Raw genomic sequence first — 11,662 nt, forward strand, 5'->3', positions numbered from 1 at the left:
TAAAAAGGCGGAAATCCGCCTTGCTGCTTGCGCCGCCCGTCAGGGCCGCGTTTTCCAGACGGCCTCGACATCCTCGAGACGCGCCCGTGTATGAAACAGCCGGCTGGCCAGCACGCTTCCCTGGAACGCCGCGTACAACGTGCGCGCCGCCGTGTCGGGCTCGCCGCTGAACTGCAGCGTGCCTTCCTGCGCGCCCTGCGCCAGCAGTTCCGCCAGCCAGCTTTCGTTGGCCTTGAAGAACGTCTGCACGGCCTGCCGCACATTCTCCGGCAACGTCTCGATGTCGGACGCGAGCATCCCGCACAGGCAGATCAGGTTGCCGTCACCCAACGTGCGGCCGAACATCTTCGTGTACAGGCTCAGCTTCACGTCGGCCGGCAACGCCCGATCGATCGCCCGCATGGCCGCGAGAACCTCGTCGCTGTACACCGCCACCGCTTCCAGCACGAGATCGTCCTTCGACGGGAAGTAGTAGTGGATGCTCGACGTCTTCACGCCTACCAGGTCGGACAGATCTCGGTAGCTGAAGCCGTTGTAACCGCGCAGCATCATCAGCGTGATCGCGTGGTCGAGAATCTGTTCGCGGACGGTCGGTTTCGTTTCCATGGATCGAACTTTATCTACTCATAGATAGATGGTCAAGGACTTTTTTGAGGGTCCGATTCGATGGCGTAGGCTCCCGCCATTCGCCCACTCCGAATTCCACGTGCGGGCGCATCGACCCGCCACCAAGGAAGCGGCTTACAACCGGCCTGCAGCCGAACCCGATCGATGCGACACTCTCGGCCTGGTGACGCGACGACCGCGCGATCGCGGGTCGGGCAGAAAGGTGTACCGACCGGTGTCGCGCCCGCGGCCTGCATGACCGATCCGGCCGATCGACCTCACCGCACCAAGGAGAAGTTTCAATGTATTCGTGGTTCGAACGTCGCCTGCCGACCTTCCCGCTCGAAGATCCCGTCACGCCGCCGAAGGGATTCTTTTCGTTTGTCTGGGCATGCACGAAAGGCGCACGCGGCTGGATCCTGCTGATCGCGCTGACGTCGGCCGCGCTGGCCGCCTACGAAGCCGCGCTGTTCGCGATGATGGGGCACGTGGTCGACTGGCTGTCGGCGTCGACGCCGGCGCAATTCGGCGGCCGCCACTTCGGCACGCTCGCCGGCTTCGCAGCGATCCTCGCGGGCAGCGCGCTGCTCATCGCGCTGCACACGATGGTCAAGCACCAGGTGCTCGCGATCAACTTCCCGATGCGGCTGCGCTGGCTGTTTCACCGGCTGATGCTCGACCAGAGCCTGTCGTTCTATGCGAACGAGTTCGCGGGCCGCGTGACGACCAAGATCATGCAGACCGCGCTCGCGGTGCGCGACGCGCTGTTCATGTCGGTCGACGTCGTAATCGGCGTCACCGCCTACCTGATCGGCATCCTCGTGCTGGCGGCCAGCTTCGACTGGCGGCTGATGATTCCGCTCATGCTGTGGGCGCTCGGCTACGGCGCCGCGTGCGCGTACTTCGTGCCGCGCCTGGGCGCCGTCGGCAGCCGGCAGGCCGACGCCCGCGCGCTGATGACGGGCCGCATCACCGACGCGTATTCCAACATCACGACCGTCAAGCTGTTTTCGCACACGCGGCGGGAAGCCGACCATGCACGACACGCGATGGAAGCGTTCAAGGCGACCGGCGACGCGCAGATGCGCCTCGTCAGCGCGTTCGAGATCGTCAACCACCTGCTGTCGACGCTGCTGCTGGTCGGCTCGGCCGGGCTCGCACTCTACCTGTGGATGCACGGCGAGGCGAGCGCGGGCGTCGTCGCGGCCGTGATCGCGATGGCGCTGCGCCTGTCGAGCTACTCGCACTGGATCATGTGGGAAATGACCGAGCTGTTCGAGAACGTCGGCACGATCCAGGACGGCATCAACACGCTGACGAAGGTCCGCAGCGTGGTCGACGCGCCCGATGCGAAGGCGCTCGTCGTGCAGCGCGGCGGGATCGTGTTCGACAACGTGCAGTTCGCACACGAGGACAACGACCGCACGGTGTTCGACGGGCTGAACCTGACGATCCGGCCGGGCGAGCGGATCGGCCTGATCGGCCGTTCGGGCGCCGGCAAGTCGACGCTCGTGAACCTGCTGCTGCGCTTTTACGACGTGAGCGGCGGCACGATCCGGATCGACGGGCAGGACATCGCGCACGTGACGCAGGACAGCCTGCGCAGCGCGATCGGGATGGTCACGCAGGACACGTCGCTGCTGCACCGCACGATGCGCGAGAACCTGCTGTACGGGCGGCCCGACGCGACCGAGCGCGAGATGCAGGAGGCGGCCGCGCGGGCCGAAGCGACCGAGTTCATCGACCGGCTGCGCGACCGCCACGGGCGCAGCGGCTACGACGTCGAGGTCGGCGAGCGCGGCGTGAAGCTGTCGGGCGGCCAGCGGCAGCGTGTCGCGATCGCGCGCGTGATGCTCAAGGACGCACCGATTCTCGTGCTCGACGAGGCGACCAGCGCGCTCGATTCCGAAGTCGAAGTCGCGATCCAGCGCAGCCTCGACACGCTGATGAGCGGCAAGACGGTGATCGCGATCGCGCACCGGCTGTCGACGATCGCCGCGATGGACCGGCTGATCGTGCTCGACGAAGGGCGCATCGTCGAGGAAGGCACGCACCAGCAGCTGCTGAGCGCGGGCGGCATCTATGCGGCGCTGTGGGCGCACCAGAGCGGCGGGTTCCTCGGCGAAACGGAGGAAGCGGTACAGTAAGCGCGGCGGCCATGGCAACATGGCGGCGCATCGGTCATCGGCGAATTCGACCGACACCCATCCAAGGAGCCCGCATGACCACTCGACCGGATATCGCCACCGCACTCGATGCACCCGATTCAGTGCTCGAGGAGGACGAGCAACGATTCGTGCATCAGATTCGCCAGCACGGGTGGTTCCGCACCGAAGTGTTCGCAGAAGGAGACAAGCCGGGCTTCTCGTTCACGACCGGGTTGTGGGTCAACCACGGCTTCCCGGAAATCATCGTGTTCTCACTGCCGGCGCGCATCGTCCACGATGTGCTGTGGGACGTCTACAGGATGGTCGCGGCTGGCACGCCGCCGCCGGTCGGTGAAGTCACGGATGCCGTCTACAGCAATGCGAACGCGCTGCTGATGCCAGTCGAGCAAGCCCACTACGAAGCCCACCTCGGCTGGAACCGCTGGTTCTACGGCAACGACGACTTCCCGTGCGTCCAGTTGCTGTGGCCCGACCGCAACGGGGTGTTTCCGTGGCAGCCGGAAGCGAACGACGCATTGAACGCCGCGCAGCCGCGCCTGTTCGTCCCGGGCGACGATCGCCACTGACCGGCGCAGCTCAATCGCGCGACACCTTGTTGCAAGCGTGCCGCGCATCCCGACGCTAGAGCCGCACGATCGTCGATTTCAGCTCGGTGTACTTGTCGAGCGCATGCAGCGACTTGTCGCGGCCATTGCCCGACTGCTTGTAACCGCCGAACGGAAAGTTCATGTCGTCGCTGCCGTCGCCGTAGCAGTTGACCCACACGGTACCCGCCCGCAGGCGCCTTGCGACCGCGTGCGCGGTCGAGAGGTTTGCCGACCATACCGCCGCCGCGAGCCCGTACTCGGTGTCGTTGGCAATGCGCACGGCTTCGTCGACATCGTCGAACGCGATCACCGACAGCACGGGCCCGAAGATCTCCTCCCGCGCAATCCTCGCATCGGGCTTCACCTCGAACACCGTCGGCTCGACATAGAACCCGCCCGTCTCCTCGCGCACGCGTGCGCCGCCCGTCACGAGGCGGCCTTCGTCGCGCCCGAGACCGATATACCCCATCACGCGATCGAGCTGCGTGCGATCGACGATCGCGCCCATCGTCACCGCAGGATCGAGCGGATGCCCGGGCGCGAAGCGGCGCGACGCATCGACCAGCTTCGCGACGAAGGCATCCTTGATGTCGCGGTGCACGAGCAGGCGCGAGCCGGCCGTGCACACTTCGCCCATGTTGAAGAAGATCGAATCGGCGGCCGCCTGCGCGGCGCGGTCGAGATCGGGACAATCGGGCAGCACGATGTTCGGCGACTTGCCGCCGAGTTCGAGCCACACGCGTTTCAGGTTCGATTGCGCGGCGCACGCCATGATCTGCTGCCCGGTGCGCGTCGACCCCGTGAACGCGATGCAGTCGACGTCGCGATGCAGCGCCAGCACCCTGCCCGGCTCCGCACCGCCGGGCACGACGTTGAATACGCCCGCCGGCATACCGGCGTCGCTCGCGAGCTGCGCGACGCGAATCGCGGTCAGTGGCGACTTCTCGGACGGCTTGAGCACCACGCTGTTGCCTGCCGCAAGCGCCGGCGCGAACTTCCATGCGGCCATCAGCAACGGGAAGTTCCACGGCACGACGGCCGCGACGACGCCGATCGGCTCGCGTGTCACGAGCCCGACGAGATGATGGTCGGCCGGCGCGACCTCGCCGCCGATCTTGTCGATCGCTTCCGCGAACCATTCGACGCAGTACGCGGCGGCCGGGATGTCGATCGCCGTGGTATCGGCGATCGGCTTGCCGGTGTCGAGCGTCTCGAGCAACGCGAGCTCGTCCGCGTGCTCGCGCATCAGTGCGGCCCAGCGCTGCAGCACGGCCTTGCGGGCGCGCGGATTCATGCCGGCCCACACCTGCGCATCGAACGCGCGGCGCGCGGCGGCGACCGCGTGGTCGACGTCGCCGGTGGCGCAATCGGCCACGTGCGCGAGCACGCACCCGTCGATCGGGCTCACACAGGCGAAGGTCGCGCCGGCATGTGCGTCGCGCACCTCGCCGTCGATGAATGCGCGCCCTTCGATCTGCAGCAGGGCCGCGCGGGCCTGCCAGTCTTCGAATGTCGGTTGAGTCATGCGTTTCCTCGTGAAAAGTGACGCATCACGATCCGCGAACCGGATCGATCGGCGTGAAGATGCCCGCGCGCGCCTCGATCGCTTCGCCCGCGGCGAGACACAGCGCCTCCTGGAAGCGCCCGGCGACGAGTTGCACGCCGGTCGGCACGCCGTCGCGGATGCCGGTCGGCACCGACAGGCCCGGCAGGCCGAGCAGCGCGGTTGCAAGCAGCGGCCCCTGCCTGCCGACGATCTCGCGCATCGCGGCGTCGCCCTGCAAGTCGGCGTCGATCGCGAACGGCCGCGCGCACGACACGGGCATCAAGAGCACCGGATAGCGTGCGAAGAACTGCTGCCAGTCGCGCAGCAGCGCGGTGCGCCGCGCAAGGCCGTTCATGTAGCCGGCCAGGTCCAGCGGCGCGGCCAGATTGCGCTGGCTCGCGAACGCGGTGCGGATCGCCGCGTCGCCGTGCTGCATGATCACGTCGCCGAGCCCGCTGCGCGCCTCGTTGGTCACCAGGTCGAGCCACAGTTCGCACGCTTCGGCGAACCGCGGCGGCGTCGCTTCCTCAACGATGCAGCCGGCGTCTTCGAGCCAGCGCGCGGCCTGCCGGATCGCGTCGACGACCACCGGATCGGTCGGCACACCGGGCAGTTCGGCGCACACCGCCACGCGCGCGGGGAACGCAGCCTCGCGCACGGCCGGCGCTACCGGCATCCACCATGCGTCGCGTGCGTCGGCTGCCGACATCGCGTCGAGCGCAAGACGCAGATCGCCGACCGTCCGCGCGAGCGGCCCCTGCACCGATGCGAGCTGCACCGCGAGCGTGCGGTCCTTCGACTGCGTCGGGTTGTACGCCGGCACGCGCCCGGTACTCGGCCGCAGCCCCGCGACACCGCACGCGTAGGCCGGGTAGCGGATCGAACCGCCCAGGTCGTTGCCGTGCGCGATCGCGCCGATGCCGGCGGCCACCGCCGCGGCCGCGCCGCCGCTGGAGCCGCCCGGCGTCAGCGACGCATCCCACGGATTCGACGTGCGGCCATGCAGTTCGTTGTCGGTGAACCAGCGGTACGAAAACGCCGGCGCATTACTGCGCCCAATCACGATCGCGCCGGCCTTGCGCAGGTTCGCGGTCACCGGGCTGTCTTCCTGCGCGATCAGGTCGGAGAACGCGCGCACGCCGTTGGTCGTCGCGTGTCCGGCCGTATCGACGTTGATCTTCACGGTCACCGGCACGCCGTGCAGCGGGCCGAGCGGCGCGCCGCGCGCGATCGCGGCATCGGCCTCCGACGCCGCCTGCAGCGCGCTGTCGGCCATCACGTCGACGATCGCGTTGATGACGGGGTTCACCTGCTCCAGCCGCTGCAGGCAACTGCGTGTGAGTTCCGTCGCCGACACGTCGCGCCGGGCGACATGCGCGGCCATTTCTGCTGCGCTGAGACGCCACAATTCCTGGGTCATGGGTTGTTCCTCGTTGATCTCGCTGATTGGATTGACTCGGCCGCGTCACGCGCCCGGCTGTGCAGCCTGCGGTGCGTGCGATGCGTAGATCTTGCGGCACGCTTCGACGACTTCCCACGTGCCGCGAAAGCCCGGCGGAATCACGAAACGGTCGCCGGCGCGCAGCACGCGTTCGCGGCCGTCCGCGTCGCGCACGATCGCGACGCCGCTCAGCATCTCGCAGTACTCCGACTCGTCGTATTCGATCGTCCAGCGGCCGGGCGTGCATGCCCAGATCCCGCAACTGAACTGCCCGCACGGGCTGATGTAGTGATGCGACAGCGTCTGCATCGGGTTGCCGTCGAGCAGCAGCCCGCTCGGCACGCGGCTCTGCGTGAGCTTCGCCGGCGCCCGCATCAGGTCGACGAGATGGGTGATGTCGGTCATGGTTGCCTCCAGGGTGTGAGTGTTTGCAAACGTCGCGGGTCCGCGCGACCGGGCGAGCCGGCCGGCGCAGGTCAAAGCAGGTCCATGGCCCGGTGCCATGCCATCGCGAGCGCCAGCATCGGCGTGCGCAGCACGCGCCCGCCTGGGAAATCGCGATGCCGGATCCGGCCGAACAGGTCGAAGCGCGCGGCCTGCGCATCGATCGCTTCCGCGATCAGCCGGCCGGCCAGGCCCGTCACGTTGACGCCGTGCCCGGAGAAACCCTGCGCGAAATACACGGTCGGTTCGAGCCGGCCGAAATGCGGCGCGCGGTTCATCGTCGCGTCGATCAGGCCGCCCCACGCGTAGTCGATCCGCACGTCGGCAAGCTGCGGGAACGTCTTCAGCATGTCGCGCCGCATCGCGGCCGCGAGGTCGCGCGGCGTGTTCGTCGAGCTGCTGGCCTTGCCGCCCCACAGCAGCCGGCGGTCGCGCGTGAGCCGGAAATAGTCGAGCGCCGAATTGCAGTCGCTGATCGCCGCGTCGGCCGGCATCGTCTGCGCCGCACGCGCGTCGCCGAGCGGCTCCGTAGCGATCAGGTAGGTCGCCACCGGAATGATCTTGCGCGCGACCGACGGCGCCAGTTGCCCGAGATACGCGTTGCATGCCAGCACGACATAGCGGGCATCCACGTGCCCGCGCGCACACCGGACGCGGTGGTATGGCGCGGCGCGATCGAGCGCGAGCGCGGGCGTGTCCTCGTGGATCGTCACGCCGGCTTCGCGTGCCGCGCGTGCGAGGCCGAGCGTGTAGTTCAGCGGATGCAGGTGGCCGCTGCCTTCGTGAAACAGGCCGCCGACGTAACGGTCGGACGCGACGAAGTGCGGCATGTCGGCCCGCTCGACGATGTCGCAGCCGCCATAGCCGAAACGGCTCGCCACGGCATCGCGCCATGCACGCAGCGCGTCGAGATGGCGCGGCTTGTTCGCGGCGGTCAGGTAGCCGAAGGTCAGGTCGCAATCGATGCCGTGCCGTTCGACCCGCTGCCTGACGATGTCGACCGATTCCAGCCCCATCGCCCATATACGCCGCACGTCGTCCTCCGGCAGATGGGCTGAAAACGTATCGATGTCGCACGAGTAACCGGCGATCAGCTGGCCGCCGTTGCGCCCGCTTGCACCCCAGCCGATCTTCGACGCCTCGACGAGCACGACCGAATGGCCGCGCTCCGCGAGATCGAGCGCCGCGGACAGGCCGGTGAGCCCGCCGCCGATCACGCACACATCGGCGCTCACGGCCCCGTCGAGCGCCGGATGCCGCACGCGGTTATTGACCGTCGCTGCATAGTATGACTGAACATGTTGCTGGTTCTTGAACTTGAGCATAGGTAAGACTCGCGACCGGCGTCGCGTCAGAACGCGTAGATGAGTTGGGTCGCGAGCAGGTCGTTCGACTTCGCATACGACCCGTCGTGACGCAGGAAAACCTTGTTGCTCGCCCAGTCGTGCCGGTATTCGACCTTCACCGTCACCTGCTGGGTCGGGTAAAACAGCAGGTCGAACGCCGCCGCCTGCCGCGTCGCGCCCTTGCATTCGAAGCCGACACCGCCGTTCGCCTTCGACTGCGCGAGGCAATCCGCGTCGATGCCGAAGCCGTTGTTCGGATCCATCCCGTTGCCGTTCAGGCCGATCGACGAGCCGCCCCCACCGTTCTTCCGGTTCACGAGCAAGTCGTAGCGCACCGTCGCACCCATGCGTCCGACCACCGGCGCATTGAACTTGCGGTGCGCGAGCAGCGACAGCCCGAACCATTGCGCGAGCCCGCCGTTGAATGCGCCGTGCTGCTGCTGGCCGTAGTCGAGTTCCGCGTTGTACTGCGCATCGGCCACCGTGTAAGTCGCATCGGCTTCACCGAAGAAGAACGCGCCGTACGCGGTCGGCGCGTTGCCGCCCACGCCATAGCGCACGTTGCCGGTCGCCGGATCGACGGCGCTCACCAGCGTCTGGCGGCCGATGTTGATCGAGCCGCCGAGGTCGAGCGCGCTGCCGCGCATGTAGTCGACGCGCGCGGTAAAGGTCGGCACCTTGTTGCTCGTCGTGATCGGATCGCCGAGCGCGTTGACGCCCGTCTGCGTGACCGCGCCCGCGCTGCGGAACTGCTCGTTGCCGACGAAGAACTTCCATGCCCAGTGGCCGTCCGCACTCTGGTAATTGATGCCGGCGCCGATCGACGAGCCGGGATCGGAGAAGTCGTACAGCAGGTTGTGCGTGAGCGTGAGCATCTGGCTCGACTGCTGGTACTCGTAGCCGCCGAAGCCGAGTACGAGCCCGCCGACGAACGAGGTCGTGCCCGACAGCGGCACAGTGACGATTGCCGTGTTCACGATGTTCAGCCCGCTCGCGCCGCTGCCCGTCATCATCGACAGGCCCGCGCCGCGGTTCGGCATCAGCGTGATTTCCGCGGACGGCGCGGTCGGGCCGACGCCGAAGGTCTTCTTGATGTCGAGGAACACGTCGCCGAACGTGCTGTTGTAATAGGTGTACGCGTTCTCATGATTCGCGAACTGGAACGACGACGTGCCGCCGCCGCGGTTGTACACGTAGGTCGGGTCGAGATAGCCCGTCACCGACAGCCCCGCGATCGGTCCCGTGCGCGCGGCATCGGTCAGCGAATCGACTTTCAGCTGCTGGTTCGCGACCTGCTGGCGGATTTCCGTCACGTCGTCGTTGGTCAGCGCGGCCGGCGCCTGCCCGTAGCCGGGCGCCGACGGATCGGCGGCCGCTGCGGCGGAAATCGCATTCGACGCGACCGGTGCCGCCGCCGGCTTCGCGGCGAGTTGCGACTGCAGCATGTTCATCTGCCGCTGCAGCACCGCGAGCTGTTGTTGCAGCGCCCTGATCTGGTCGGCACTCGAGTTCGCGGCGGCGAGCCCCGGCAGCGCACCGGCGATCAGCGCGCAAAGCAGTTTCTTTTTCACGGAAAGTCTCCTTGTCGTCATTCACTTCACGGGATGCGGTGTGGGGGCATGCCGGGGCTGCGCGGGCGATGGGCGCTCGGGCGGCAAGACGGAAGACGGCGCCGATGCATCGAGCGCGGACGCCGCATGCCACGCACGCGCGTCGCGCGCCTGCTTCCGTTCGCGGGCCAGCATCGCGCGGTTCACGACGACGACACCGATCGTCACGGCCGTGATGAACACCGTGGCAAGCGCATTCATCTCCGGATTCAACCCGAGCCGCACACGCGAGAACACGACGAGCGGCAGTGTCGTCGAGCCGGGGCCGGACAGGAACGCGGACAGGATCACGTCGTCGATCGACACCGTGAACGCGAGCAGCCAGCCGGACACCAGCGCCTGCGCGATCAGCGGCAACGTGATCACGAAAAACACCTTGCATGGCCGCGCGCCGAGATCGAGTGCTGCCTCCTCGATCGAGCGGTCGAGTTCCTTCACGCGCGATTGCACGATCACCGCGACGAACGACAGGCACAGCATCACGTGGCCGATCCAGATCGTCGGCCAGCCGCGCCCGGCCGGCCAGCCGAAGGTCTGCTGCATCGCGACGAACAGCAGCAGCAGCGAGATGCCCTGGATCACTTCGGGAATCACCAGCGGCGCGTTGATCATCGCGGCATACAGCGTGAAGCCGCGAAAGCGCCCCATGCGGGCGAGCACGAAGCCGGCCCACGTGCCGATCGCGACCGACGCGGTGGCCGTCAGCAGCGCGATCTTCAGCGACAGCCATGCGGCCGTCAGCAGTTCGTCGTCGTGCAGCAGCGCGCCGTACCATTTCAGCGAGAAGCCCGTCCATACAGTCACGAGCCTCGACGCGTTGAACGAATAGACGACCAGACTGACGATCGGCACGTACAGGAACAGGAAGCCCGCGCCCAGCACCCACGCGGACAGGATGCGATTCGCGCGGGTCATTGCCGTGCCTCCGCTTCGGTCTGGCTGTAGTGGAGCAGCGCCATCGGTACGAGCAGCACCAGCACCATCGTCACCGTGACGGCGGACGCCATCGGCCAGTCCATGTTGTTGAAGAACTCGTCCCACATCACACGGCCGAGCATCAGCGTGTTCGCGCCACCGAGCAGTTCGGGTATCACGTATTCGCCGACGGCCGGGATGAACACGAGCAGGCTGCCCGCGACGATGCCGTTCCTCGACAGCGGCAGCGTGATGCGCCAGAACGCGGACCACGGCGTCGCGCCGAGATCGTTCGCGGCCTCGAGCAGCGCGAGGTCCATCTTCACGAGGTGCGCGTACAGCGGCATCACCATGAACGGCAGGTACGAATAGACCATCCCGATGTAGACGCCCGCGTCGGTGTGATACAGGCGCAGCGGCGTCGCGATCATGCCGAGCGCGGCCAGCGCGTGATTCAGCAGCCCGTCGTCCTTCATGATCCCGACCCATGCATAGACGCGAATCAGGAACGACGTCCAGAACGGCAGCATCACGGCCATCATCAGCAGGTTGCGGCGCGCCGGCGCCGCGCGTGCGATGCAGTACGCGATCGGATAGCCGGCCAGCAGGCACATCAGCGTCGACGCGGCGGCCATCTTCAGCGAGCTGACGTACGTGTTCAGGTACAGGTCGTCCTGCAGCAGCAGCGCGTAATGCTTCAGCGACAGCACCAACTGCACGGTGCCGGCCTCCAGCCGCGCGAGCGCCGTGTAGGGCGGGATGCCGAGCATCTGATCGGCGAAGCTGATCTTCAGCACCAGCACGAACGGCAGCGCGAAGAAGATCACGAGCCACAGGAACGGCACGCCGATCGCAACGCCGCGGCCCGACGGCAGGAAGCGCGACAGCGAGGAAGCGGAAAGTTTCGTCATGGCGTCCTCACTGCGTCAGCACGACGCCGCTGGCCGGCGACCACGACACGAACACGTCGTCGTTCCACGCCGGTGCGTTGTCGTTCAT

General features: G+C 67.4%; 10 protein-coding genes. 2 read left to right on the plus strand and 8 right to left on the minus strand.

Going from position 1 to position 11,662, the window contains the following annotated elements:
• Positions 1-39 precede the first annotated feature (39 nt).
• A complete protein-coding gene (locus DIE03_RS07075) occupies positions 40-606 on the minus strand; it encodes a TetR/AcrR family transcriptional regulator (RefSeq protein ID WP_124448807.1) in 567 nt (188 codons plus the stop codon).
• A gap of 302 nt (positions 607-908) precedes the next feature.
• Here DIE03_RS07075 and DIE03_RS07080 point away from each other — a divergent pair, with 302 nt between their 5' ends.
• Complete coding sequence (locus DIE03_RS07080; RefSeq protein WP_124448809.1) at positions 909-2,753, plus strand: ABC transporter ATP-binding protein; 1,845 nt, start codon at positions 909-911, stop codon at positions 2,751-2,753.
• A 74-nt stretch (positions 2,754-2,827) separates the two neighbouring features.
• Positions 2,828-3,340 carry a DUF4262 domain-containing protein gene (locus DIE03_RS07085; protein WP_124448811.1) on the plus strand — a complete coding sequence of 171 codons (513 nt, stop codon included), beginning with the start codon at positions 2,828-2,830 and terminating at the stop codon, positions 3,338-3,340.
• 55 nt (positions 3,341-3,395) lie between these two features.
• Here DIE03_RS07085 and DIE03_RS07090 read toward each other — a convergent pair whose 3' ends face one another.
• The 7 genes from DIE03_RS07090 to DIE03_RS07120 form a co-directional block, all read right to left on the minus strand.
• A complete protein-coding gene (locus DIE03_RS07090; protein ID WP_124448812.1) occupies positions 3,396-4,886 on the minus strand; it encodes an aldehyde dehydrogenase in 1,491 nt (496 codons plus the stop codon).
• A 25-nt stretch (positions 4,887-4,911) separates the two neighbouring features.
• Positions 4,912-6,327, minus strand: coding sequence for an amidase family protein (locus tag DIE03_RS07095; RefSeq protein ID WP_124448814.1), 1,416 nt, complete (start codon positions 6,325-6,327; stop codon positions 4,912-4,914).
• 45 nt (positions 6,328-6,372) lie between these two features.
• Positions 6,373-6,753 carry a cupin domain-containing protein gene (locus DIE03_RS07100; protein ID WP_124448816.1) on the minus strand — a complete coding sequence of 127 codons (381 nt, stop codon included), beginning with the start codon at positions 6,751-6,753 and terminating at the stop codon, positions 6,373-6,375.
• 71 nt (positions 6,754-6,824) lie between these two features.
• Positions 6,825-8,117 (minus strand): FAD-binding oxidoreductase, encoded by a 1,293-nt coding sequence (locus DIE03_RS07105; RefSeq protein ID WP_124448818.1) that lies wholly within the window; start codon positions 8,115-8,117, stop codon positions 6,825-6,827.
• Between the two features lie 26 nt (positions 8,118-8,143).
• On the minus strand, positions 8,144-9,709 hold the full coding sequence (locus tag DIE03_RS07110) for a DUF3138 family protein (RefSeq protein ID WP_124448820.1): 1,566 nt from the start codon (positions 9,707-9,709) through the stop codon (positions 8,144-8,146).
• A 21-nt stretch (positions 9,710-9,730) separates the two neighbouring features.
• Complete coding sequence (locus DIE03_RS07115; protein ID WP_124448822.1) at positions 9,731-10,663, minus strand: ABC transporter permease subunit; 933 nt, start codon at positions 10,661-10,663, stop codon at positions 9,731-9,733.
• Positions 10,660-11,574, minus strand: coding sequence for an ABC transporter permease subunit (locus tag DIE03_RS07120; RefSeq protein WP_124448824.1), 915 nt, complete (start codon positions 11,572-11,574; stop codon positions 10,660-10,662). The genes DIE03_RS07115 and DIE03_RS07120 overlap by 4 nt, the downstream gene beginning before the upstream one ends.
• Positions 11,575-11,662: the final 88 nt, after the last annotated feature.

It is taken from the genome of Burkholderia sp. Bp8992 (assembly GCF_003853705.1).
Classification (GTDB): Bacteria; Pseudomonadota; Gammaproteobacteria; order Burkholderiales; family Burkholderiaceae; genus Burkholderia.

Excerpts from the sequence above, each read along its gene's own strand:
- DIE03_RS07090 (WP_124448812.1), bottom strand. The coding sequence starts at position 4,886 with ATGACTCAACCGACATTCGAAGACTGGCAGGCCCGCGCGGCCCTGCTG.
- DIE03_RS07085 (WP_124448811.1), top strand. The coding sequence starts at position 2,828 with ATGACCACTCGACCGGATATCGCCACCGCACTCGATGCACCCGATTCA.
- DIE03_RS07095 (WP_124448814.1), bottom strand. The coding sequence starts at position 6,327 with ATGACCCAGGAATTGTGGCGTCTCAGCGCAGCAGAAATGGCCGCGCAT.
- DIE03_RS07080 (WP_124448809.1), top strand. The coding sequence starts at position 909 with ATGTATTCGTGGTTCGAACGTCGCCTGCCGACCTTCCCGCTCGAAGAT.
- DIE03_RS07075 (WP_124448807.1), bottom strand. The coding sequence starts at position 606 with ATGGAAACGAAACCGACCGTCCGCGAACAGATTCTCGACCACGCGATC.
- DIE03_RS07115 (WP_124448822.1), bottom strand. The coding sequence starts at position 10,663 with ATGACCCGCGCGAATCGCATCCTGTCCGCGTGGGTGCTGGGCGCGGGC.
- DIE03_RS07120 (WP_124448824.1), bottom strand. The coding sequence starts at position 11,574 with ATGACGAAACTTTCCGCTTCCTCGCTGTCGCGCTTCCTGCCGTCGGGC.
- DIE03_RS07100 (WP_124448816.1), bottom strand. The coding sequence starts at position 6,753 with ATGACCGACATCACCCATCTCGTCGACCTGATGCGGGCGCCGGCGAAG.
- DIE03_RS07105 (WP_124448818.1), bottom strand. The coding sequence starts at position 8,117 with ATGCTCAAGTTCAAGAACCAGCAACATGTTCAGTCATACTATGCAGCG.